This window comes from Curtobacterium sp. MCPF17_018 (genome assembly GCF_003234135.1).
Classification (GTDB): Bacteria; Actinomycetota; Actinomycetes; order Actinomycetales; family Microbacteriaceae; genus Curtobacterium; species Curtobacterium flaccumfaciens.
In genome coordinates this window covers 429,954-451,558 of the sequence record NZ_QKSJ01000001.1, presented here as the reverse complement: position 1 = coordinate 451,558, position 21,605 = coordinate 429,954, and the positions used below count along the sequence as shown (strand labels likewise).

Here is a 21,605-nt window from a genome sequence, read left to right as displayed (position 1 = left end):
GCGTCAGGCCCGGGTCATGCCGTACTGGGCGATGTTGGTCCAGCAGGCAGCCTGGTAGGACCACTTGTTGCCACCGACCACGTTCCCCCACTTCATCGTCCCGCTCCGCAGACGGTTGAAGTGCTGAGCGCGACCACACCCCGACTCGTTGAAGCCAGTGCTCTGCGTCACCTTCCGCCAGCACGTCGCCGCACTCGCCTCCGGCGCCGTCACGGTATCGACCGCGATCCCGCCGCCCACGACACTCCCCAGCACGACCGCACCCAGTACGACGTTCTTGATCGACATCGATCTCCCTTTTCGTTGCGACATCACCCAGATGTCACCGTTAACGTATTACCGGTTCATACGAGAACGCAACGACCACCACCACATCCGTGCAGGATGGACCCGTGACTGACGACATCCGGTGGGAGGTGGTCGAGGAGAGCACGCTGTCGCTCCCCGACCACGAAGCGATCGCAGCGCTGCTCGGGCAGGCCTTCCCCGACTGGTCGCATTGGTACGTGGGCGGCCGGAGCTGGTCCGGCATGCAGCCGGAACGCCGGGTGCTCGCGCACGACGCCGACGGGGTCGTACTGGCCCACGTCGGCATCCGCCGCATGTACATCTCCGTCGGCGGGCAGGACGTCCTGGTCGGCGACACGGGCCTGGTCGCCGTCGCGCCCCGCCTGCAGGGCACCGGCGTCGGCCGCGAGTTGATGACCCGCACCGCGGCGGTCCTCGAGGGACTCCGCGTCCCCTTCGGGTTCCTCGGCGCGGGCGAGGACCGCGTCCCCTTCTACGCGAAGCTCGGCTGGCACGAGTTCCCCGAGGCCGTCGGCACCTTCTCGGCGTTCACCGCCGAGGGCGCGGGCGTCAGCAACACCGAGCAGGGCGGCTGGATGGCGCTGCCGGTGGCAGCGCAGCTCGAGGACTGGCCCGCTGGCCCGATCTGGCTGAACGGCCAGCAGGTCTGAGCACGAGGACTGGGCACCCCCGACGCACCGGCCCGATCTGGCTGAACGGCCAGCAGGTCTAGACGCGACGACCAACGGACGGGAGGCCCGGTACCAGCTGGTACCGGGCCTCCCGTCCGTTGGTCGTCCAGCGGGGCTTACGCCTCGACCGCGACCTTCTCCGGGTCCTCGTTGGAGCCCGGCGCGCTCGGCGCGACCGCGGCGCGCACGCGCGCACCCAGGTCGGCGTCGACGTTCGTCCAGTAGGCGAACACACGCTCGCGCAGGTCGTCGCGCGTCACCTTCGAGACGTGGCCGGCGATGTTGCCGACCAGGCGCTCACGGGCGGCGTCGTCGAGGACCTCACGGACGAGCGTGCCGGCCTGGCCGAAGTCGTCGTCCTCCGGGTGCAGGGTCGCGGCGGAACGCTGCAGCGCACCGTCGGACTCCCAGCCCGGGGCGTCGTCGGTCGCGTTCGGGTCGGCGTGCGCACCACCGAGCGAGTTCGGCGCGTACACCGGCACCTCGGACTTCTGGAAGTCGAAGCGCATGCCGCCGTCCTTCGAGTACGAGTGGACCTCGTTCTTCGGGGCGTTCACCGGCAGCTGGGCGTGGTTCGTGCCGACGCGGTAGCGGTGTGCGTCCGCGTAGCTGAAGATGCGCGCCAGGAGCATCTTGTCCGGGCTCGCAGCGATGCCGGGCACGAAGTTCGAGGGGGCGAAGGTCGCCTGCTCGATCTGCGCGAAGTAGTTCTCCGGGTTGCGGTTCAGCTCCATCGTGCCGACCTCGATGAGCGGGTAGTCCGCGTGCGGCCACACCTTCGTCAGGTCGAACGGGTTGAAGCGGTAGGTCGCGGCGTCCTCGTAGGGCATGACCTGCACCTTGAGGGTCCAGCGCGGGAAGTCCTGACGCTCGATCGCGGCGTGCAGGTCACGGATGTGGAAGTCCGCGTCCTCGCCGGCGATGCGGTCCGCGTCCTGCTGCGTCAGGGTCTTGTGGCCCTGCTCGGTGATGAAGTGGTACTTCACCCAGAAGCGCTCGCCCGAGGCGTTGATCCACTGGTAGGTGTGCGAGCCGAAGCCGTCCATCTCGCGCCAGCTCGCCGGCAGGCCGCGGTCGCCCATCAGCCACGTGACCTGGTGCGCCGACTCGGGCGACAGGGTCCAGAAGTCCCACTGCATGTCGTGGTCGCGCAGGTGCGAACCGGGCAGGCGCTTCTGCGAGCGGATGAAGTCGGGGAACTTGATGCCGTCGCGGATGAAGAACACCGGGGTGTTGTTGCCGACGAGGTCGTAGTTGCCCTCGGTCGTGTAGAACTTCAGCGCGAAGCCGCGGGGGTCGCGCCACGTGTCGGGGGAACCCTGCTCACCGGCGACGCTCGAGAACCGGGCGAGCATCTCGGTGGTCTGACCGGGCTGCAGGAACGCGGCGCGGGTGAAGCGCGAGACGTCCTGCGTGACGGTGAAGGTACCGAAGGCGCCGCCACCCTTGGCGTGCACGACCCGCTCCGGGACACGCTCGCGGTTGAACTGGGCGAGCTTCTCGACCAGGTAGTGGTCGTGCAGCGCGAGGGGGCCGTCGGCCCCCACACCCATCGAGTGCTCGTCGCTCGAGACGGGTGCGCCGCTGTTGGTCGTGGTGGTCGGGGTGCCGGTCGGCGTGTTCTGGTCGGACACGGTTCCTCCTGGGGTGGGACGTTGGTTCGGTCAGGGGTGCTCGGGTGGTCAGGGTCCGGCGCGTCGTGGCGCCGGTGCGGAGGGCGATCGCCGTCAGGCGGGCGTGGGGGCGTCGGGCGCCTGCGCGCTCGCGTCGGGCGCGTCTGGGTCGTCGCGCACCGCGTCGTCGCGCACCGCGTCGTCGCGCGCCGCGTCGGGCGCGTCTGGGTCGTCGCGCTCTGCCGCCGCACAGCGTTCGCAGATGCCCCAGTAGGTGACCTCGGCGGTGGTGACCGCGAAGCCGTGGGTCTCGGACGGCGTCAGGCAGGGCGAGTGGCCGACCGCGCAGTCGACGTCCTCGATCGCGCCGCACAGGGTGCAGACGATGTGGTGGTGGTTGTCACCGGTGCGGCGCTCGTAGCGCGCAGGGCTGCCGGCCGGTTCGATGCGGCGGACGAGCCCGACGCCGGTCAGGGCGTTCAGCACGCCGTAGACGGCCTGGTGACTGGTGGTCGGCAGCTCCACGGCGAGCGCGGTGACGATGTCGTCCGCGGTGGCGTGCGGCATCGAGTCCGTCGCGCGGAGTACCGCGAGTCGTGGGGTCGTGACCCGGAGCCCCGAAGAACGGAGCAGATCGGCGTCGGCGTCCATGCTGAGCCTTTCTTTTGCAGGAATCAAGACAACGCGTTCACTGTACACGAGCTTCTGCTGCCGACCAGCGAGGAGACGCATGCCGCCACCGGAATACGAAGTGTCACGATCGGGTCGCGATCAGCTGGGACGACACTGGACCGACCGTTCCGCACGCTAACGTCCGGACATGTCCACGAGCCAGGGTCTGCCTGAACAGGCGAACAGCACCGCGGACGTCCGGGGGATCATCGCGAAGCGGGACCTGGTCGTCGACCTCATCCGGACGGCCTGCGTCGTCCTCGTCGTCATCGTGCACGTCACGATGGTCGGCGTCGCGGCCGATGACCAGGGGGTGCGGGTCACGAGCCCGCTGCAGGAACTCCCCTGGTACGTCGCCGCCACCTGGGTCGGGCAGGTGATGCCGCTGTTCTTCGTGGTCGGCGGGTTCGCGAGCGCCGTCGGCTGGCGCAGCACCGTCGCCCGTGGCGCGCCGAGCCCCGCCCGCGACTACCTGGCCACCCGCCTGGTGCGGCTGTTCCGGCCCGCGGTGCCGCTGTTCGTGTTCCTCGCGCTCGGACTCGGGGTCGCCACGGCCGCTGGCACGCCGCCGGAGCTCCTGGCCGAGGTCGCGTTCGGCATCGGTTCGCCGCTCTGGTTCCTGGCCGCCTACGGCATCACCCAGTGCTGCGTCCCCGTGATGATGCGCCTGCACGAGCGAGCACCCTGGGCCACCCTCGCCGTGCTGCTCGTGCTCGCCGGGGCGGTCGACGCCGTCCGCCTGGCCACCGGTGTCGCCGAGGTCGGGCTGCTCAACCTCGGGCCGGTGTGGCTCTTCGCGCAGCAGCTCGGCTTCCTCTGGGCCGACGGCTGGTTCGCGCTCCGGTCGAAGGTGCTCCTGCTCGGCATCGCCGTCGCCGCGTACGCCGTGCTCGTGCCGATGACCTCGGTCGGGCTCTGGGCACCGGACATGCTGCAGGACCTCAACCCGCCGATGCTCCCGCTGGCGTTCCTGGCGATCGCGCAGGCCTGCCTGGTCCAGCTCGTGCACGCTCCGCTCACCAGGCTGATGCGCACGCGGGCCGCACTCGGGGCCGTGTTCGTCCTCGGCCGCGACGGCATGACCATCTACCTGTGGCACCTGCCGCTGTTCATCGCGCTGAACGGCATCGCCCTGCTCGTCGGGGTGCCGTTCCCGGCGCCGGGCTCCAGCCCGTGGTGGGCGTCGCGCATCGTCGCACTCGTGGTGGTGCTCGCCGTCGCGATCGGGGTGGCCAGGGCGCTGCGCTGGTTCGACCGGCCGCTCCCCCGGCTGCTGCCGTCGGCCGACCGTCCGTCGTGGCCGGTCGTCGCGTTCGCCGCGCTCTGCACGATCGGCCCGGCGTTCCTCGTGATGCAGCTGCACCTGTCGTTCGGCGTCGCGCTCGTCGGTGCCGTGGCCGTGCCGGCGGGCGTCTGGCTGCTCTCGCGGACCGTCCCGGCACGCGGCGTCGCCCGGATCTGAACCGGTTCTCACCGTCGCGGGCCCACGACGGACCCCCGGCGGACGTCGGGCGGACGGAGGATGGTTCCGGCGGCGCGAAGGACGAGTCCGCCTGATCCCCAGGAGGCTCCCCACGCCGTCGACACCCGAGTTCTGGAGCACCTGGCGGTTCGATCCCCTGGCGGCGGTGCTCCTCGTCGTCGCCGCGGTCGCCTACGGCCGGTGGGTCGTCGGCGCGGCTCGACGGGGTGCCCGGTGGCCGTGGTGGCGCACGCTCGCCTTCGCCACGGCGCTCATGCTGTTCGGCGTCCTGCAGTTCGGCATCGTCGGCGTCGACGACGAGCGGTTGCGCTGGGCCTTCGTCCTGCGGGCCGCCCTGCTGTTCTTCGCGGTCCCCACCTTCGCCGCGCTCGGTGCGCCGGTCGCACTGCTCCGGATCGGAGGCCCGGCTCGCCTGGCGCAGGTCGCCGACGCGGTCATGCGGTCACGTCCGGTGCGCCTGCTCGGCAACGCGATCGTCGCCCCGCTGGTCGCGCTCGCGCTGTTCGCCGTCCTGCTCACCCCGTTCTCGGCGGTGATCCGGGAGTCCCCCGCATGGGCCGCCGTCATCACCGTGGCCGTGCCGGCGCTCGGGTTCGGGCTGCTCGCGCCGCTGTCCGAGGTCGGTGTGCTCGTCTCGTCGACGTTCGCCACGGCCGAGTTCCTGCTCGCGTTCGTCGAGCTCGTCGTCGACGCGGTTCCCGGCATCGTGCTGCGGATCACGAACCACGTGCTCGACGGGTCCCTCGTGCCGGTGGTGGGTCGGGCCTGGTACCCGTCGCCGCTGCAGGACCAGCACCTGGCGGGCGACCTGCTGTGGTTCATCGCCGAGGTGGCGGACATCCCCGTGCTCGTCGCCCTGTTCATCCGGTGGCAGCGGACCGACCGCCGCGAGGCCCGGGCCGTCGACGCCCTGACCGACGAGCAGGTGGACGAGCTCACCCGGGCGCACCTGCAGCGCCGCGGATGAGCGGTCGGCGCGACGCCACGCGACGCCACGCGACGCCCCGCTTCGCTTCGCTTCGCTTCGTGAGCAGCAATGGCCGGGTGCCCGAAGGCGACCCGACCATTCCTGCTCACGACGTGCGCTCGTGCCCTACTTCGACGGGGCCCCCGCGGGCTCGGCGTCGGGCTGCGTGGTCACCGAGCCGGTCTGCTGCCAGGCGACGGTCTGCTTCGGCTTCGCCAGGAACAGCGCCGCGACGATGGCCACGACGAGCACGATCGCCGGCAGGTAGAGCGACTCACCCATGGCCTTGGAGAACGGCTCGAGCAGGAAGCCCGGCAGTGCGCCGACCTGCTGCTCCGCGCCACCGGCCGTGGCCCCACCGGACGACGCCGGGAAGTTCGCGGTGATCCGGGCCTCCATCAGGGCGGCGATGCCGGCGGAACCGAGCACCGCACCGATCTGGCGCGTGGTGTTGTAGACGCCCGAGCCGGCGCCGGCCAGCTTCGGCGGCAGGTTGCGCGTCGCCGAGACGGACAGCGGTCCCCACATGCAGGCGTTGGCGAGGCCGAGGAGCGCGCTCGGCAGGAGCACCCAGCCCCACTCGGCACCGCTCGACAGCAGGGCGCCGAACCAGAACAGGCCGACCGAGAAGCAGGCGAGCCCGAACGAGGCGACCCAGCGCGGGTTCCAGCGGTTCAGGTTCTTGCCGACGATCGGCGCGAGTGCGGCGGACAGCACGGCCTGCGGCACGAGGAGCAGTGCGGCCTGGGTCGGCGAGAAGCGCAGGACGTCCTGGGCCCACAGCATGATCGGCAGCGCGAACGAGGCGATCGCGACACCGACGGCGGTGATGGCGACGTTGGCCAGCGTGAAGTTGCGGTCCTTGAACAGGCCGAGCGGCAGCAGCGGCTCACCCTTCTGCACGCCCTGCCAGACGACGAAGCCGGCGAGCACCACGAGGCCGACGATGATGAGCGACCACACCGAGATCGGACCGGCGATCACGCCCCAGTCGTAGGTCTCGCCTTCCTGGATACCGAAGACGAGCAGGAACAGGCCCGCTGCCGACAGGAAGATGCCGAGGTAGTCGAAGCGGTGTCCGTGACGCTCGAACGACGGCACGAAGCGCTGCGCGAGCACGAACGCCACGACACCGACGGGGACGTTCACGAAGAAGATCCACTCCCAGCCGAATCCGTCGACGAGCAGGCCGCCCACGATCGGGCCGACGAGCGACGCGACACCGGCGACGGCGCCCCAGAGGCCCATGGCCGCGCCGCGGTTCTGCGGCGGGAAGATGCGCGTGATGACCGACATGGTCTGCGGGCTCATCATCGCGGCGCCGAGGCCCTGCACGACGCGGGCGACGATCAGCACCTCGATCGAGCCGGCCAGGCCGCACCACAGGCTGGCGAGCGTGAAGACCACGAGGCCGATCTGGTACATGACCTTCGGGCCGAAGCGGTCGCCGAGCCGGCCGGTGATGAGCAGCGGCACGGCGTAGGCGAGCAGGTAGGCGCTCGTCACCCAGATCACGGAGTTGATGTCCGCGTCGAGCTTCTGGGCGATGGTGGGGGTGGCGACCGACACGATGGTCGAGTCGACGAGGATCATGAAGAACCCGACGACGAGTGCCCACAGGGCAGGCCACGGCTTCTTCTCGGTCGTCCGCGGAGGCGTGACGGTGGTCATCGAGTGGTTTCCTTGCTGTTCGTGGTGGTGTCTGCGGACGCGACGGAGGCGTCCCAGGAGATGTGGCCGGCGGCGATCCGGTCGGCCGTGGCGGCGAGCCACTCGATCTGCGTCGTGAGCATGGCACGCACGTACGACACGTCGAGCCAGTACCGCTCGGGCAGGTCCTTCGCACGGACGACCCCGAGGATCTCGTCCGCCTCGTCGCGCTGGGCCCGGAGTGCGACGGCCCGTGCCCGGAGGGCGGACTCGGCCTCGTCGACCGACAGGTTCTCGATCTCGGCGACGGCCAGGTGGAAGACGGGGTACTCCTCGGCCGGCTCGGCGATCAGCCGGACGAGCCCGTCGTGCAGGGCCGTCCACCCGTCGTCCGTGATGGCGTAGGTGGTGCGTTCCGGACGGTTGCCCGCCCGGTCGGTCCCGACGACCTCGGCGAGGCCGAGCTCCACCAGGCGGCCGACCTGGTGGTACAGGGTGCCGGGCCGGACCTTGACGTTCCGGCCGTCCCGGCGGTGCGTCATCGTCTGGAACATCTCGTAGGGATGCGTCGGCCCCTCGGCCAGGAGCCCGAGCGCGGCGAACGCGAGTGGCGTGAGCGACGGCACACGTGCCTCCAGTCCGCTTGTTCGTTGTTGACTATTCGGCTTGGAATATACGCGTTGGAACAGACGTGAGCAAACGCACAGCAAGGGCCCGCCTGGAGGCCCGGGGACGTCCCGGCGTGTCGCGCGCGCCCCGTAGACTGGTCGCGTCCCCCCACCCCTGAAGTGCTGGAGAGAACACGTGCCAACGATCGTCGTCGAGGTCATGCCCAAGGCCGAGATCCTCGACCCCCAGGGGAAGGCCGTGGGCAACGCCCTGGCCCGCCTCGGCAAGGCCGACCTGACCAACGTCCGCATCGGCAAGCGCTTCGAGGTGACCGTCGACGGCCCCGTCGACGACGCCAAGCTCGCCGAGGTCCGTGACATCGCGGCCGACGTCTTCTCGAACGCGGTCGTCGAGGACGTCGTGTCCGTGACCGTGGAAGGCCAGTGACCCGGATGCGCATCGGCGTCATCACGTTCCCGGGCTCGCTCGACGACCGCGACGCCCAGCGCGCCGTCCGTCTCGCCGGCGCCGACCCCGTCGCCCTGTGGCACGGCGACCACGACCTGCAGGGCGTCGACGCCATCGTGCTGCCCGGTGGGTTCTCGTACGGCGACTACCTGCGTGCCGGCGCGATCGCCGCGAAGGCGCCGATCATGGCCGAGGTCATCGACGCCGCCGGCAAGGGCATGCCCGTGCTCGGCATCTGCAACGGTTTCCAGATGCTGGCCGAGGCCCGTCTGGTCCCCGGCGCGCACACCCGCAACGCGCACCAGCAGTTCATCCGTCGCGACCAGAAGCTCCGCGTCGAGACCACCTCGACCGCCTGGACCTCCGGGTTCAGCGCCCAGCAGGAGATCACCATCCCGCTGAAGAACGCCGACGGCCGCTTCGTCGCGGACGCCGACACCATCAAGCGCATCGAGGACAACGGCCAGGTCGTGTTCCGCTACGTCGGCGTGAACCCGAACGGCTCCATCGACGACATCGCCGGCGTCTCGAACGAGCGCGGCAACGTCGTCGGCCTGATGCCGCACCCGGAGCACGCGACCGAGGCCGGCTTCGGCCCGGACACCCCCGCTGCGATGGCCTCGGGCACCGACGGCCTGACCTTCTTCACCTCCGTGATCGAGCACGCGCTCGTCAAGTGACAGGGAACAACGACACCGTGACGACACCCGTTCGCCCGAAGCCCGACACCGTGCAGGACGCGGCAGCCACCCCCGACAAGGAGCAGCCGTACGACGCGCTGGGCCTGAAGCCGGACGAGTACGCCCGCATCAAGGAGATCCTCGGCCGCCGCCCCACCTCGGGCGAGCTGGCGATGTACTCGGTGATGTGGAGCGAGCACTGCTCCTACAAGTCCTCGAAGAACTACCTCCGTCAGTTCGGCAAGAAGGTCACGCCGGAGATGACGAAGAACCTGATGGTCGGCATGGGCGAGAACGCCGGTGTCGTCGACGTCGGCAACGGCTGGGCGGTGACCTTCAAGGTCGAGTCGCACAACCACCCGTCCTACGTCGAGCCGTACCAGGGCGCGGCCACCGGTGTCGGCGGCATCGTCCGCGACATCATCTCGATGGGCGCCCGGCCCGTCGCCGTGATGGACCAGCTCCGCTTCGGCGCGATCGACCACGAGGACACCGCACGCGTCGTGCACGGCGTCGTCGGGGGCATCTCGTTCTACGGCAACTGCCTCGGCCTGCCGAACATCGGCGGCGAGACCTACTTCGATCCGGTGTACCAGGGCAACCCGCTGGTCAACGCCCTCGCGGTCGGCGTGCTCCGCCACGAGGACCTGCACCTGGCGAACGCGTCCGGCGCCGGCAACAAGGTCGTCCTGTTCGGTGCCCGCACCGGTGGCGACGGCATCGGCGGCGCGTCGATCCTGGCGTCCGACACCTTCACCGAGGGCGGCCCGACCAAGCGTCCCGCCGTGCAGGTCGGCGACCCCTTCGCCGAGAAGGTCCTGATCGAGTGCTGCCTCGAGCTGTTCCAGAAGGACCTGGTCGAGGGCATCCAGGACCTCGGCGCCGCGGGCATCTCCTGCGCCACCTCGGAGCTCGCGAGCAACGGTGACGGCGGCATGCACATCTCGCTCGACGACGTCCTGCTCCGCGACCCCACGCTCACCGCCGAAGAGATCCTGATGTCGGAGAGCCAGGAGCGCATGATGGCGGTCGTCCGCCCCGACAAGCTCGACGAGTTCCTGAGCGTCGTCGGCAAGTGGGAGGTCGAGACCAGCGTGCTGGGCGAGGTCACCGGCACGGGCCGACTCGTCATCGACTGGCAGGGCCAGGAGATCGTGAACGTCGACCCGCGCACCGTCGCCGTCGACGGCCCGGTCTACGACCGCCCGGTCGCCTACCCGACCTGGATCGACGCGCTGCAGGCCGACACCGCCGCCTCGCTCGACCGACCGGCCGACGGCCCCGCGCTGAAGGCACAGTTCCTCAGCCTGCTCGGTTCGCCGAACCTGGCGTCGAAGAACTGGGTCACGAACCAGTACGACACCTACGTGCTCGGCAACACCGCGCTGTCCTTCCCCGACGACGGCGGCATGATCCGTGTCGACGAGGAAACGGGGCTCGGTGTCGCCATCGCCACCGACGCGAACGGCCGCTACTGCCAGCTCGACCCGAAGCAGGGTGCACGCCTGGCCCTGGCCGAGGCGTACCGCAACGTCGCCGTCACCGGTGCCGTCCCCGCCGCCGTCACCGACTGCCTGAACTTCGGCTCCCCCGAGAACCCCGAGGTCATGTGGCAGTTCTCCGAGGCGGTCGAGGGCCTGGCCGACGGCTGCATGGAGCTCGGCATCCCGGTCACCGGCGGCAACGTGTCGTTCTACAACCAGACCGGCTCGACCCCCATCCACCCGACGCCCGTCGTCGGTGTGCTCGGGATCATCGACGACGTCGCCAAGCGCGTGCCGTCGGGGTGGCAGGACGACGGCCACAACATCTACCTGCTCGGCACCACGAGCCTGGAGCTCGACGGCTCCGCGTGGGCCGGCACCGTGCACGGGCACCTGGGCGGGCGTCCGCCGGCGGTCGACCTCGAGCGCGAGAAGGCCCTCGCGGAGCTGCTGTACGCGGCGTCCGGCGAGCAGCTGCTCACCAGCGCGCACGACCTGGCGGACGGCGGCCTCGGCCAGTCGCTCGCCGAGTCCGTGCTCCGCTTCGGCATCGGCGCCCGCGTGGTCCTCGACGAGCTCGAGACCCGCGACGGCATCGACACCGCGACGGCGCTGTTCTCCGAGTCGACCGGTCGCGTCATCGTGACCGTCCGCCGCGAGGACGACGTGCGGTTCCAGGGCATGTGCGACGGCCGGGGCTTCCCGGTGCTGCGCATCGGCGTGACCGACGCGACGTCGAGCACGCTCGAGGTCCAGGGCGCGTTCGAGGCCACGGTCGACGAGCTGCGCGGCACCCACGCCGCGACGCTGCCGGCCCGTTTCGGCGACGTGATCGTCGAGGACGTCACCGAGGGGTACGTCGGCCGCGGGCCGCTCGACTCCGACGGTGCCTTCTCGCCGCGCACCGACGCCTAGGCCCGGGTCGCGGATGCCGATCGTCACCCTGCCCTTCGCCGAGCTCGTCGACCGGTTCGGCCCCGTGCCGGACGGCATCGAGCTGGACGTCTGGGACGTCGAGTCGCCGTACGGTCGCCCGGACGACGTCGCGATCACGCTCCTGCCGTTCTACTTCGAGGGGCGGCACCGCTGGCAGTTCGTGCACGACCTGCCCGAGCTCCAGCTGCTGCAGCTGCCGAGCGCCGGGTACGAGCACGCCATCCCGCACGTGCCCGGGCACGCGCAGCTGGCGAACGGTCGCGGCATCCACGACGACGAGACCGCCGAGCTCGCGGTCGGCCTCGCGCTGACGTCGCTCCGTGAGATCTCGGCGTTCCAGGTCGACCGTGCCAACGGCGTCTGGGACTCCCGCGAGACCCGATCGCTCGCCGACCGGCGGGTGACCGTCGTCGGCTACGGGGCGATCGGGTCCGCGATCGCCACCCGGTTCGAGGCGTTCCGCACCGAGGTGACCGTGGTCGCCCGGACCGCTCGCGAGCAGGACGGCCGGCACGTGCACGCGTTCGGTGAGCTGCCCGAGCTCGCCCCGACGACCGACGTGCTCGTGCTCATCGCGCCGCTCACCGCCGAGACCGCACGCCTGGTCGACGCGGAGCTGCTCGCGGCGCTGCCGGACGGCGCCCTGGTGGTGAACGTGGCGCGCGGCAAGGTCGTCGACACCGACGCCCTGGTCGCCGAGCTGCGGTCGGAGCGGCTGTTCGCGGCCCTCGACGTCACCGACCCGGAGCCCCTGCCCGCCGGGCACCCGCTCTGGACGACGCCGAACACCGTGCTGACCCCGCACGTCGGCGGCAACACCGACCTGAGCGTGCCGCGGTCGATCGAGCTGATGCGCAAGCAGGTCGCCGCGCTGGCCGAGGGCCGCCTGTTCGAGAACCTGATCGAGTTCTAGCGCGCGAGCGGAACCGCGGCGTCACTCGAGTCGCAGCGCCATCCCCAGGCTCGGCGCGACGTCGTCGAACCCGAGGGACCGGTAGAGCCGCTGCCCCGGCGGGTCTCCGACGAGCGTGACGTACGCGCCCGCAGGTGCACGGTCGCGGACGTCCGCCAGCAGCCACTCGACGACCCGACGGCCGAGGCCCCGCCGCTGGTGCGCGGGATCGGTGGCGATGTCGGCGATGTGGAAGTACCACCCGCCGTCGCCGATCGTGCGCCCCATCGCGACGGGCGTGCCGTGCTCGTCGACCACGTGGCACGCCGACCAGCTGCCGGCGATCGCTCCGGCACCCTGGGCGGGGTCCTTCGGGGACAGACCGGAGTCCCGACGCAGCCGCAGGTAGTCCTCGAGCGGCGGCGGACCGACGACGATGCGGTACTCGGGCTGTGCCTTCGCGGAGGTCACGGTCAGAGCGGGACGACGCAGGTCGGGGTGCCGACCGGGATCTGCGCGACGGCTTCGCCGGGCATGCCCTCGGCGTCGAGCGGCAGCACGGCGACGGCATCGGACATCTGGTTCGCCACCAGGACGAACCCGGGCACCCGCGCGAAGTGCCGCGGCCAGACACCGCCGCAGGGCACCGACCCGACGACGGCGAGCCCGCCGTCACGCGCGTCGAGCACCACGAGCAGGTCACGCCCGCGCACCGCCACGTACGCGCGGCCGGCGTCGTCGACCTCGATGTGGCTGAGCAGCGACTCCCCCACGGCACCGTCGAACGTCGGCACGGCGGCGATCGTCACGAACGACCCGGAGTCGTCGCGGCGCAGGCGGTGCACGTGCCCGTCGAGTTCACCGGCGACGAGCAGGTCGCCGTCGATCCAGGCCATGTGCCGGGGGCCGGCGCCGGGTGTCACGTGGTGCACGCGGAGCGCCTCGATGTCGGGGACCCCGTGGGCCGACACCGTGACGCGGAACTCGTGCAGGGCATCGCCGCCGAGGTCGGCGACGAGCACCGTGCCGTCCGGGGTGGCGATCGACTGGTGGGCGTGCGGGCCGTCCTGGCGGTCGTCGTCAGGACCCGTGGCGTCGGGCAGCACGGCGACCGCGACGGCCTCGGCCGGCACGGAGCGCTGGGCGGCGTCCCCGTGCAGCACCACGCCGTCACTGGCGGTCACCGAGGCGGCGTGCGACTCGGCCGGGGCGAGGGAGATCGCCGCGACCGTGCCGGAGACGTAGTTCGTGACCACGAGCGCGCCCGAGGGGTCGACCCGCACGTGGCACGGGGCGTCTCCGCCGGCGGGGGCATCCCACAGGTGCTCGAGCGCGCCGCCCTGCAGCCGGAAGGCCGACACGGCGCCGTCGTTCGTCTCGGAGACCGCGTAGACCCGGTCAGCCGAGACCGCCAGGAACGAGGGGTCGTCGAGCACTGCGACGGTCCGGGGTGCCGGAACGGCTCCGACCGGCCCGGCGTCGACCAGGGAGATGCCCGTGGCGTTCCCCCCGCCGGTCGCCGTGTACGACCCGATGAGCAGCGACGGCAGCTCGCCGCTCATTCGTCGCGGCCCGCGATGCGCTCGTGGTGGTGGATGACCTCGGCGACGATGAAGTTGAGGAACTTCTCGGCGAAGGCGGGGTCGAGGTGGGAGTCGGCGGCGAGCGACCGGAGCCGTGCGACCTGGACCCGTTCGCGGTCCGGATCGGCGGCCGGCATGCCCGACTCGGCCTTCAGGTGCCCCACGCGCTGCGTGTACTTGAAGCGCTCCGCGAGCATGTGGATCACGGCGGCGTCGATGTTGTCGATGCTCTGCCGGATGCTCCGCAGTTCGGCGACGGCGCTCGCGTCGGCCTCGGGCGGGGTGACGTCGTCGTTCATGGTCCGAGCCTACTGGCGGACGTGCAGCGGAACCCGGCCCGCTGCTGCGAGAATGTGCACATGTCGGTCCTGCTGGTGATCTCGGGTGTCTGTGCGGTCCTCGCCGGCCTCGTCCACGTGTACATCTTCTTCCTCGAATCGATCATCTGGACCAGTCCGCAGGCACGCCGGATCTTCGGCATCGCTTCCGAGACCGAAGCCGTGGCGACCCGTTCGCTCGCCTTCAACCAGGGCTTCTACAACCTGTTCCTGGCGATCGGGGCGATCCTCGGCGTCGTGCTCGTGCTGGCCGGCAACACGGTGAGCGGCTGGACCCTCGTGGTGTTCTCGACCGCGAGCATGCTCGGTGCCGCGGTGATCCTGCTCGGCACGGGTCGCAAGTACGTCAACTCCGCCTTCAAGCAGGGCACGCTCCCCCTGATCGCGCTGCTCTTCGCGCTGCTCGGCTCCACCGTCGGCGTTTAGTCGGACGCCCCCGAACTGCGAAAGCGACGGGGTGCCACCGAACATCGGCGGCACCCTGTCGCTTTCGTGGTACTGACCAGCGGAACCGGCAGCAGCGACGACCAGCCCTAGCCGAGCTTCTCCTCGAACTGCGCCGGCAGCTTGTCGAGCGCCCACTCGATCGCGGCCGTGGTGCCCATCGAGAACGCCGACGAGACGTCCTTGTCGTCGAAGACGATCGCGTGCCCGGCCTCGACCGACGGCACCTTCTGGAACAGCTTGTTCGACGAGGCCTCTGACGCGTCGACGTAGATCGGCAGGATCAGCGTCAGGTCGGCGTCGAGCAGGTCGAGGTTCTCGTCGGACAGGTGCACGGAGAACTCCTTGCCGGCCTGCTCGTCGATGGCCTTCGGGATCTCGAAGCCCAGGTTCCGCATGAAGGTCGAACGGCTGTCGGTGGAGGCGTACGCCCCGAAGCCCTCGGAGCTGTAGGCACCGACGACAGCCGTCTTGCCTTCGAAGTCCGGGTGCGCCTTGCGTGCTGCGGCGTAGGCGTCGTCGAGGCCGGAGAGCAGCTTCTTGCCCTCGGACTCCTTGCCGAGCGCCTTCGCGATCATGGTCGTCTGCTGCTCGGTCGAGGCGAGGTAGTTCTCGCCGCCCTTCGGGATCGCGACGGTCGGCGCGATCGCGGACAGCTTGTCGTACCGCTCCTTGTCACCCGAGGACTTCACGTCGAGGATGACGTCGGGGTTGAGCTTGAGGATGTCCTCGTAGCTCGGCTCGAGCGTCTGGATGATCTTCGGCGACTCGTCGTACGCACCCTTGAGCCACGGACCGACACCGTCGCCGCCGAAGGCGAGCCAGTCGCTCGCCCCAACCGGCTGGACACCGAGCTCGAGAGCGGTCTCGGCGTCGCCCCACCCGAGCGCGACGACGCGCTTCGGTGCCGACTCGATGGTGGTGGTGCCGAGGCCGGTCGTGATCGAGACCGGGAACGCGGCGTCGGACGACCCCGACGACGCCGAGTCGGTCGAGGAGCCGGAGCCGGACGCGCAGCCGGCGAGGACGAGGGACGCTGCGACGACGGCGCCGGCTGCGGCGAGCACGCGTCGGAGACGCAAGGGAGAACGGTTCACGAAGGGTAGCCTAACCTAACGGGGCGCTCAGGAACACGGCTGGCTAGGCTGGGTGACCGTGGCGTTCACCGATCCAGGCCGCACGCACCTCGCGGTGCTCGGCTCCCCCATCGCGCACTCGCTCTCGCCCACGCTCCACGCAGCGGCCTACGATGCGCTCGACCTGCCCTTCACCTACGGGAGGCACGAGGTCGCGTCCGGCGGCCTCGCCGCGTTCGTCGCGGGGCTGGGCCCGGAATGGCGTGGGCTGAGTCTCACGATGCCACTCAAGCGCGAGGTCCTGCCGCTGCTCGACCGCACCACCCCGCTCGTCGACGAGCTCGGGGTCGCCAACACGGTTTCGTTCCGCCTCGAGGGCTCCACGCTCGTCCGAGCCGGCGCGAACACCGACGTGCAGGGGCTTGTCCGCCCGGTCGAGGCGCTCGGACACCTGCCCGGCGAGGCCACCATCCTGGGCGGCGGAGCCACTGCGGCGAGCGCCCTGACCGCTGCCGTGCGGCTCGGGGCGTCGCTCGTCCGGGTGTTCGTCCGTGACACCGCGAAGACGCGCGCGCTGGTCGACCTGGCCGTCCGACTCGGGGTGACGCTCGAGGTGCACCCCCTGACCGAACTCGCTGGCACGCACCACGGGTTCGTCCTCTCGACACTGCCGGGCGGCGCCGCCGACCCGCTCGAGTTCCGTCCGTCGGGGCCGGACGCCGTGCTGTTCGACGTCGCCTACGAACCGTGGCCCACCGTGGTCGGCAGCCGCTGGACCGATGCCGGGGGCCGCGTGCTGAACGGCCTCGACATGCTCACCGAGCAGGCGATCGGGCAGATCCGGTTCTTCCTGACCGGTGACGAGGACGAACTGCTCCCCGACGAGGCCGGCGTCCGCCGGGCCATGCGCACCGCGGTCGACCTACCCGCCGTCATCGGTTAGGCGACCCCTCGCGGACCGCGAGTCGTCAAAGACCGATAGTCGCGTCACACCGTTCGATCAGGTCGCGATCGTGCGTAGCGGTCAGGACGGTGGAGCCCGCATCGGCGAGGGAGCGCAAGAGAACGTGAATTTCGTTGGCGTTCTCGGCATCCAAGGCAGCCGTTGGCTCATCCGCGAGCACGAGTGCAGGCTTACGCACGAGCAGACGAGCGAACGCCACACGAATCCTCTCCCCGCCGCTCAGAGAATATGCGGGCGCATCGAGGACTCCGTCGATGCCAACGGCGTCGGCCGCATCCTCGATTCCGAGCTGGTCACTCGCCGGAGAGGAGGGGAGAGCCTTCAACGCGATCGAGATGTTCTTGCGCGCACTCCAATGCTCGACGGGTCCTGCATCTTGAAACACGAATCCCACCTGCTCCCGTAGGTACTTTCGCTGGGCCCCGGCTCCAAGAGCGTTGACGGTCAAGTCCCCCACCTGCACAAGCCCCCGAGTTGGGCGCTCGAGTCCACCGACGACACGGAGGAGAGTCGACTTGCCCGATCCCGACGGACCGACGACGGCGGTGAGAGCTCTGGCATCGGCGTTCGCGTGCAGGTCCCGGATCAGCGACCGCCCCGCCACAAGGTGGGTGAGGTCGCGGAGCATTACGCCCAGACCTTCTTGCGTCTCAGTAGGCATATGCCCTCACTTGCTTCCTCGAGAAACGCCTCGTGAAACCGACCAACGCGACCCCGGCGGTGACAGCAGTCACGAAGATCGGGCCACCGATGAAAGTAGCGTTGGTGACGTCCGTTGCCTGCAGCCCCGCTTGTGCCGTGATCCAGAGCAGGACGCCAGCACTGAACCTGATGGCAATGCTCGGCAGAATATTAGCTTTTACATTGAAATGGAAGTCCTCTAGCCTCCGGGTAAGCGCACCCCCAAGAGAAGCTGCATCGGGCACCCTGCCGAGTGGACGGCCATCGCGCTCCGGCCCCGTGTCGGGCGGCGTCAGGCCCGGGTCTGCGGGTGGTGCTTGGCGAGCAGGAACACCCCGGTGATGGCGATGCCCGCGGCGACCACGAACCCCGCCACCGCGAACCACGGCGCCCCCGAGGCCTCGCCGAGCACGATGACGCCGATGCCGACCGCGACGATCGGGTCGATCACCGTCAGCCCCGCGATCACGAGGTCGGCCGATCCGCTCGAGTACGCGTTCTGCACGAAGTACCCGCCGAGCGACGCCGCCACGACCACGCCGGCGATCGCGAGCACGGTCAGCCAGTCGAAGGTGCCGTTCACGAACCGGTTGAGCACGACCTTGGCCAGCGTCGCCACGAACCCGTAGAGCGCCCCCGCCCCGACGATGTAGTACAGCGCACTGCGGTGCTTGGCCACCAGGCGGAACGACACCAGCACGAGCACCAGCACGACGGCCAGGATCACCAGCACGGTGACGAGCTGCTGGCGCGTGATCGCGCTCTCGTGCCCGACGAACGCCGCGATCCCGACGAAGATGCCGACACCGATGATGCACGTCCACACGGCCCGCCGCGCACGACGACCGAGCGGCACACCCGACGACCGCGACGAGAACCACGTCGTGATGACCAACGCCACGGCACCCAGCGGCTGCACGACGATCAGGGGCGCGAACGTGATGCTGACCAGCTGCAGGACCACCGCGATGCCGAGCATGAGCGTGCCGAGCACCCAGTAACCGCTCGAGACGAGCCCGACGACGTGCCGGACGCTCAGCCCCTTCGACTGCCGACCGAGACGCGCCTCGACCCGCTGCACCCCGCGGCTCTGGAACTGCGCCCCGAGCGACAGGAACACCGCACTGATTAGGGCCACCGGGATCATCAGCCCAGCGAGCGCGCTCGCGCCCATCAGAGGCCAGACTCGATCGGCGGATCCGGGAGCGGTCGGTGAAGCACCAAGTCAGCCGCCCCTTCACCAACGCGTTACTTGTGGGCGCTAGCGCTGAAACTCTACCGGTCGTATGCGATACAGAAAGTCAGCTGCCGATGAGTCTGAGGGGCCTGGCGTTGACGGTCAGGCGACCACGCCGTCCACGTAGAACCATCGTCCCTGCTCGCGGACGAAGTCGCTCGTCTCCTCGAGCGTGCCGCGCTCGTCGTCGGAACGCCACCACGCGCGGAACGTGACGGTGCCGTGGGAGTCGAACGGGCCTCCCGAGGTGGTCGCCAGCACGTCCAACCGGGTCCAGCGCTGGGTCGGGTCCAACTCGAGACCCGCCGGGCGGGTGCGCGGGTGCCAGGTGAGCAGCAGGTACTCCGGCAGGCCCAGCGCGAAGGCGCTGAAGCGGGAGCGCATGAGCCGTTCCGCGGTCGGCGCCACGGCCCCGGCGTGCAGGGGGCCGCAGCACTCCCCGTAGGGGTTGCCGCTCAGGCAGGGGCAGCGCGTCGTGTCGGTGACCACCGGCCGAACGCTAGTCGACGATGGACAGCGTGACGGTGATGTTGCCGCGGGTGGCGTTCGAGTACGGGCAGATCTCGTGTGCACGCTCGGCCAGGCGCTGGCGCTGCTCCTGCGGGGCGTTCGGGGCGTAGACGTCGAGCTCGACCGCGAGACCGAAGGCGCCGTTGCCGGTGCCGCCGATGCCGACCTCGGCGGAGACCTCGGCGCCGGTGGTGTCGACCTCGAGCTCCTTGCCGGCGGCGTGCAGGGCACCGAGGAAGCACGCGGCGTACCCGGCGGCGAAGAGCTGCTCGGGGTTCGTGCCCTCGCCGCTGCCGCCCATCTCCTTGGGCGGGCGGGTGTCGAGGTCGAGCCGGTCGTCCTCGCTGCGGACGTGTCCGTCGCGGCCGCCTCCGGTGGCGTGGGCGGCCGCGGTGTAAACGATGTCGAGACTCATGCTCCGAGGTCACCGTGCCCACCTGGACGAACCCTGAGCGGCAGCACCACGTCGCGGGTGCGGTGGCGCCGAGCGGAAGTGTTCGGGCGTGTCCGGGCACCCCGCACCCCCACCGGGTAGACATGACGCGTGTTCAAGACCGGGTGGCAGGTGTTCCGGGAGCGGGCTCCCGCACTCATCGGGCCGCAGTACCGCCGTCGCGTCGTGATCGTCGCCGCCGTCGTCGCGCTGGTCGCGTTCATCGGGTTGCAGTGCCTCGCGCTGCTCGTGGACGACGGTTCGGTCCCCCTCGCGGTGTGGCTGGTCGCATCGGCACTGTTCGCGGCCGGCGTCGGCGGGGTCGGTTCGTGCTTCGTCCCCATCGGCCCGAAGGGGTGGGCGGTCGCACCGATCCCCGGCATCGGATGGCGCACGCAGGAGGCCGTCGCCCGGTACTACCGCCGCAACGCACCTCCGGTCGACCCGAAGCACCGTGACGCTGTCCTCGACCGCATGCCCGAGACCCGCGACCTGATCGTCCGTGGAGCGTTCCGTGGCTTCCTGCTGCTCGGCGGCTGGGCCCTGGCACTCGTCGCCACCGTGGTGGTCAACGTCGCCACCGTGCCGGCCGGCGACGGACTCGTCGGGCTGTCCGCCTTCTGGTTCGTCGTGCCCCTGAGCGGCGCCGTCACCGCGATCGGAGGACTGCGCACCCTCGGCCGTCAGGAGCAGCTCCGCGTCGAGGCCGAAGCGCTCCCACCGGTCCCCCCGCCCGTACCACCTCGCGGCCGTCCCGGCGCGCGGAGCGGTAGCAAGCTCGCCCTGCCGGAGGAATGACCCGTGTTCACGCTCGGGTGGCAGGTCTTCCGTCGGCGCGTCACGGACGTGCTGGATCCGGCACGCGTCCGTCGCGCGGCCCTGTGGTCCGGGCTCGCGGCGGTCGTCGCGCTGGTCGGCATGGCCGTCCTGGAGGCCCGGGTCGACTGGACGGGGATCACCCCGGTCCGCAGCGTGGCCGCGATGGTGCTGCTGGCGCTCGGGCTGTCGGAGTACGTCGTCAAACTCGGCCGCTCCGAACGAGCCCGCCTGGCCGCCGAGTCCCTCGACCCCGCACCGGAGACGCCCGCACGCCCCACTTCCTGACACCGTGACGCGCACCACTGTCGGCGGCGACGGGCACACTGGGCGCATGTGTGGAAGGTTCGTCGTCTCCGACACCACGGCCGATTTGTTGCCCGAGCTCATGGGCGAGCTCGCCGCCCGGACCGAGCACGTCGACGAGGACACCGGCGAGGTGCACCCCGGCCTCGCCCCGAGCTGGAACGTCGCACCGACCGACCCCGTGTACGCCGTCCGCCAGCGGCACGGCGAACGCGAGCTGCCGCAGATCAGCTGGGGCTTCGTGCCGAGCTGGGCGAAGGACTTCCAGAAGCAGCGCCCGAAGCCGATCAACGCCCGCATCGAGACGGTCGCGACGAGCGGCATGTTCAAGCGGGCCTTCGCCACGAACCGCTGCATCGTGCCGGCGCAGGGGTACTACGAGTGGGTGGTGCGCGAAGACGGCAAGGAGCCCCACTTCGTGCACGAACCCGGCGGCGCCCTGGCGATGGCCGGCGTCGTCAGTGCCTGGCCCGACCCCACGAAGCCCGAGGGCGACCCGGACAAGTGGCGGCTGTCGCTCGCGATCATCACCCGTGACGCCCACGTCGCCCCGGGCGAGGTCCACGACCGCATGCCGGCTTTCCTGACGCCCGACGGCTACGACGACTGGCTCGGCGGCGACCTGCACTCCGACGACCTGCTGGCCCTGCTCGACCACGAGTCGCTGACGGTGGCGGCGGGCTTGGAGCAGTACGAGGTCTCCCGCACGGTGAACAGCGTGCGGAACGACGGACCGCAGCTCATCGCGCCCGTCGCGTAGGCGGTCGCGCCCCGCGCGCGGAC

General features: G+C 70.6%; 25 protein-coding genes and 1 pseudogene. 12 read left to right on the top strand and 14 right to left on the bottom strand.

The annotated features are described in order from the left end of the window. Positions 1–3: 3 nt before the first annotated feature. Positions 4–288: a hypothetical protein gene (locus tag DEJ27_RS02130; RefSeq protein ID WP_110858837.1), complete on the bottom strand. Its 285-nt coding sequence runs from the start codon at positions 286–288 to the stop codon at positions 4–6. 104 nt (positions 289–392) lie between these two features. Here DEJ27_RS02130 and DEJ27_RS02125 point away from each other — a divergent pair, with 104 nt between their 5' ends. Beyond that, positions 393–959: a GNAT family N-acetyltransferase gene (locus tag DEJ27_RS02125; RefSeq protein WP_181430062.1), complete on the top strand. Its 567-nt coding sequence runs from the start codon at positions 393–395 to the stop codon at positions 957–959. 137 nt (positions 960–1,096) lie between these two features. Here the strand turns inward: DEJ27_RS02125 and DEJ27_RS02120 are convergent, their stop codons facing one another. Together DEJ27_RS02120 and DEJ27_RS02115 are read right to left on the bottom strand one after the other, a co-directional pair. After that, positions 1,097–2,614 (bottom strand): catalase, encoded by a 1,518-nt coding sequence (locus DEJ27_RS02120; RefSeq protein ID WP_111090224.1) that lies wholly within the window; start codon positions 2,612–2,614, stop codon positions 1,097–1,099. A 210-nt stretch (positions 2,615–2,824) separates the two neighbouring features. Then, positions 2,825–3,244, bottom strand: a pseudogene (locus DEJ27_RS02115) (Fur family transcriptional regulator); the annotation flags it as partial. A 169-nt stretch (positions 3,245–3,413) separates the two neighbouring features. Between DEJ27_RS02115 and DEJ27_RS02110 the strand changes: the two are divergent. Together DEJ27_RS02110 and DEJ27_RS02105 are read left to right on the top strand one after the other, a co-directional pair. Then, positions 3,414–4,727 (top strand): acyltransferase, encoded by a 1,314-nt coding sequence (locus tag DEJ27_RS02110; protein WP_111090223.1) that lies wholly within the window; start codon positions 3,414–3,416, stop codon positions 4,725–4,727. 166 nt (positions 4,728–4,893) lie between these two features. Beyond that, positions 4,894–5,715 (top strand): cytochrome c oxidase assembly protein, encoded by an 822-nt coding sequence (locus tag DEJ27_RS02105; protein ID WP_111090222.1) that lies wholly within the window; start codon positions 4,894–4,896, stop codon positions 5,713–5,715. A gap of 126 nt (positions 5,716–5,841) precedes the next feature. Here the strand turns inward: DEJ27_RS02105 and DEJ27_RS02100 are convergent, their stop codons facing one another. Beyond that, positions 5,842–7,386: a DHA2 family efflux MFS transporter permease subunit gene (locus DEJ27_RS02100; RefSeq protein ID WP_111090221.1), complete on the bottom strand. Its 1,545-nt coding sequence runs from the start codon at positions 7,384–7,386 to the stop codon at positions 5,842–5,844. After that, on the bottom strand, positions 7,383–7,991 hold the full coding sequence (locus tag DEJ27_RS02095) for a PadR family transcriptional regulator (RefSeq protein WP_051596619.1): 609 nt from the start codon (positions 7,989–7,991) through the stop codon (positions 7,383–7,385). The genes DEJ27_RS02100 and DEJ27_RS02095 overlap by 4 nt, the downstream gene beginning before the upstream one ends. Before the next feature lie 178 nt (positions 7,992–8,169). On the opposite strand from DEJ27_RS02095, the gene purS reads away from it, so the two are divergent. The 4 genes from purS to DEJ27_RS02075 are packed head-to-tail and all read left to right on the top strand — an operon-like array spanning position 8,170 to position 12,455. Continuing rightward, positions 8,170–8,421: a phosphoribosylformylglycinamidine synthase subunit PurS gene (gene purS / locus DEJ27_RS02090; protein ID WP_111090220.1), complete on the top strand. Its 252-nt coding sequence runs from the start codon at positions 8,170–8,172 to the stop codon at positions 8,419–8,421. A 5-nt stretch (positions 8,422–8,426) separates the two neighbouring features. Beyond that, positions 8,427–9,122 carry a phosphoribosylformylglycinamidine synthase subunit PurQ gene (gene purQ / locus DEJ27_RS02085; protein WP_110858942.1) on the top strand — a complete coding sequence of 232 codons (696 nt, stop codon included), beginning with the start codon at positions 8,427–8,429 and terminating at the stop codon, positions 9,120–9,122. Between the two features lie 17 nt (positions 9,123–9,139). Then, a complete protein-coding gene (purL, locus tag DEJ27_RS02080) occupies positions 9,140–11,521 on the top strand; it encodes a phosphoribosylformylglycinamidine synthase subunit PurL (RefSeq protein WP_231495638.1) in 2,382 nt (793 codons plus the stop codon). Positions 11,522–11,534: 13 nt separating this feature from the next. Beyond that, positions 11,535–12,455, top strand: coding sequence for a 2-hydroxyacid dehydrogenase (locus DEJ27_RS02075; RefSeq protein WP_111090219.1), 921 nt, complete (start codon positions 11,535–11,537; stop codon positions 12,453–12,455). A 21-nt stretch (positions 12,456–12,476) separates the two neighbouring features. Here DEJ27_RS02075 and DEJ27_RS02070 read toward each other — a convergent pair whose 3' ends face one another. The 3 genes from DEJ27_RS02070 to DEJ27_RS02060 are packed head-to-tail and all read right to left on the bottom strand — an operon-like array spanning position 12,477 to position 14,316. After that, positions 12,477–12,905 carry a GNAT family N-acetyltransferase gene (locus DEJ27_RS02070; protein ID WP_110858829.1) on the bottom strand — a complete coding sequence of 143 codons (429 nt, stop codon included), beginning with the start codon at positions 12,903–12,905 and terminating at the stop codon, positions 12,477–12,479. A 2-nt stretch (positions 12,906–12,907) separates the two neighbouring features. Then, complete coding sequence (locus DEJ27_RS02065; protein ID WP_111090218.1) at positions 12,908–13,996, bottom strand: beta-propeller fold lactonase family protein; 1,089 nt, start codon at positions 13,994–13,996, stop codon at positions 12,908–12,910. After that, positions 13,993–14,316 (bottom strand): chorismate mutase, encoded by a 324-nt coding sequence (locus DEJ27_RS02060; RefSeq protein WP_110858827.1) that lies wholly within the window; start codon positions 14,314–14,316, stop codon positions 13,993–13,995. The genes DEJ27_RS02065 and DEJ27_RS02060 overlap by 4 nt, the downstream gene beginning before the upstream one ends. A 60-nt stretch (positions 14,317–14,376) precedes the next feature. Here DEJ27_RS02060 and DEJ27_RS02055 point away from each other — a divergent pair, with 60 nt between their 5' ends. Beyond that, positions 14,377–14,781: a DUF1304 domain-containing protein gene (locus tag DEJ27_RS02055; RefSeq protein WP_110858826.1), complete on the top strand. Its 405-nt coding sequence runs from the start codon at positions 14,377–14,379 to the stop codon at positions 14,779–14,781. A 107-nt stretch (positions 14,782–14,888) separates the two neighbouring features. Here the strand turns inward: DEJ27_RS02055 and DEJ27_RS02050 are convergent, their stop codons facing one another. Next, positions 14,889–15,896, bottom strand: coding sequence for an iron-siderophore ABC transporter substrate-binding protein (locus DEJ27_RS02050; protein WP_258370283.1), 1,008 nt, complete (start codon positions 15,894–15,896; stop codon positions 14,889–14,891). A gap of 58 nt (positions 15,897–15,954) precedes the next feature. Here DEJ27_RS02050 and DEJ27_RS02045 point away from each other — a divergent pair, with 58 nt between their 5' ends. Continuing rightward, positions 15,955–16,818, top strand: coding sequence for a shikimate dehydrogenase (locus DEJ27_RS02045; protein WP_111090251.1), 864 nt, complete (start codon positions 15,955–15,957; stop codon positions 16,816–16,818). A 25-nt stretch (positions 16,819–16,843) separates the two neighbouring features. Here the strand turns inward: DEJ27_RS02045 and DEJ27_RS02040 are convergent, their stop codons facing one another. From DEJ27_RS02040 to DEJ27_RS02025, 5 genes are all read right to left on the bottom strand, one after another. Next, positions 16,844–17,467 carry an ABC transporter ATP-binding protein gene (locus DEJ27_RS02040; protein ID WP_181419955.1) on the bottom strand — a complete coding sequence of 208 codons (624 nt, stop codon included), beginning with the start codon at positions 17,465–17,467 and terminating at the stop codon, positions 16,844–16,846. 22 nt (positions 17,468–17,489) lie between these two features. Next, positions 17,490–17,765: a hypothetical protein gene (locus DEJ27_RS17410; RefSeq protein WP_146244635.1), complete on the bottom strand. Its 276-nt coding sequence runs from the start codon at positions 17,763–17,765 to the stop codon at positions 17,490–17,492. Between the two features lie 47 nt (positions 17,766–17,812). After that, the gene (locus DEJ27_RS02035; RefSeq protein ID WP_111090216.1) at positions 17,813–18,694 is read right to left on the bottom strand and encodes a DMT family transporter; all 882 of its coding nucleotides are present in this window, start codon (positions 18,692–18,694) and stop codon (positions 17,813–17,815) included. Positions 18,695–18,859: 165 nt separating this feature from the next. After that, entirely contained in the window at positions 18,860–19,246 is a 387-nt protein-coding gene (locus DEJ27_RS02030) for a YchJ family protein (RefSeq protein WP_027465017.1), read from the bottom strand. Positions 19,247–19,256: 10 nt separating this feature from the next. Continuing rightward, positions 19,257–19,682 (bottom strand): organic hydroperoxide resistance protein, encoded by a 426-nt coding sequence (locus tag DEJ27_RS02025; RefSeq protein WP_027465016.1) that lies wholly within the window; start codon positions 19,680–19,682, stop codon positions 19,257–19,259. Positions 19,683–19,811: 129 nt separating this feature from the next. Here DEJ27_RS02025 and DEJ27_RS02020 point away from each other — a divergent pair, with 129 nt between their 5' ends. Genes DEJ27_RS02020 through DEJ27_RS02010 form a run of 3 tightly spaced genes read left to right on the top strand, consistent with a single transcriptional unit; the run spans position 19,812 to position 21,582 of the window. After that, on the top strand, positions 19,812–20,498 hold the full coding sequence (locus tag DEJ27_RS02020) for a hypothetical protein (RefSeq protein ID WP_111090215.1): 687 nt from the start codon (positions 19,812–19,814) through the stop codon (positions 20,496–20,498). Between the two features lie 3 nt (positions 20,499–20,501). Continuing rightward, on the top strand, positions 20,502–20,804 hold the full coding sequence (locus tag DEJ27_RS02015; protein WP_111090214.1) for a hypothetical protein: 303 nt from the start codon (positions 20,502–20,504) through the stop codon (positions 20,802–20,804). Positions 20,805–20,850: 46 nt separating this feature from the next. After that, a complete protein-coding gene (locus tag DEJ27_RS02010; RefSeq protein WP_111090213.1) occupies positions 20,851–21,582 on the top strand; it encodes an SOS response-associated peptidase in 732 nt (243 codons plus the stop codon). Positions 21,583–21,605 lie beyond the last annotated feature (23 nt).

Bases quoted from the DNA above. Each gene is read 5' to 3' on its own strand.
- DEJ27_RS02010 (WP_111090213.1), top strand. From the start codon at position 20,851: ATGTGTGGAAGGTTCGTCGTCTCCGACACCACGGCCGATTTGTTGCCC.
- DEJ27_RS02055 (WP_110858826.1), top strand. From the start codon at position 14,377: ATGTCGGTCCTGCTGGTGATCTCGGGTGTCTGTGCGGTCCTCGCCGGC.
- DEJ27_RS02110 (WP_111090223.1), top strand. From the start codon at position 3,414: ATGTCCACGAGCCAGGGTCTGCCTGAACAGGCGAACAGCACCGCGGAC.
- DEJ27_RS02075 (WP_111090219.1), top strand. From the start codon at position 11,535: ATGCCGATCGTCACCCTGCCCTTCGCCGAGCTCGTCGACCGGTTCGGC.
- DEJ27_RS02130 (WP_110858837.1), bottom strand. From the start codon at position 288: ATGTCGATCAAGAACGTCGTACTGGGTGCGGTCGTGCTGGGGAGTGTC.
- DEJ27_RS02025 (WP_027465016.1), bottom strand. From the start codon at position 19,682: ATGAGTCTCGACATCGTTTACACCGCGGCCGCCCACGCCACCGGAGGC.
- DEJ27_RS02065 (WP_111090218.1), bottom strand. From the start codon at position 13,996: ATGAGCGGCGAGCTGCCGTCGCTGCTCATCGGGTCGTACACGGCGACC.
- DEJ27_RS02040 (WP_181419955.1), bottom strand. From the start codon at position 17,467: ATGCTCCGCGACCTCACCCACCTTGTGGCGGGGCGGTCGCTGATCCGG.
- DEJ27_RS02100 (WP_111090221.1), bottom strand. From the start codon at position 7,386: ATGACCACCGTCACGCCTCCGCGGACGACCGAGAAGAAGCCGTGGCCT.
- DEJ27_RS02060 (WP_110858827.1), bottom strand. From the start codon at position 14,316: ATGAACGACGACGTCACCCCGCCCGAGGCCGACGCGAGCGCCGTCGCC.
- purQ (WP_110858942.1), top strand. From the start codon at position 8,427: ATGCGCATCGGCGTCATCACGTTCCCGGGCTCGCTCGACGACCGCGAC.
- DEJ27_RS02035 (WP_111090216.1), bottom strand. From the start codon at position 18,694: ATGGGCGCGAGCGCGCTCGCTGGGCTGATGATCCCGGTGGCCCTAATC.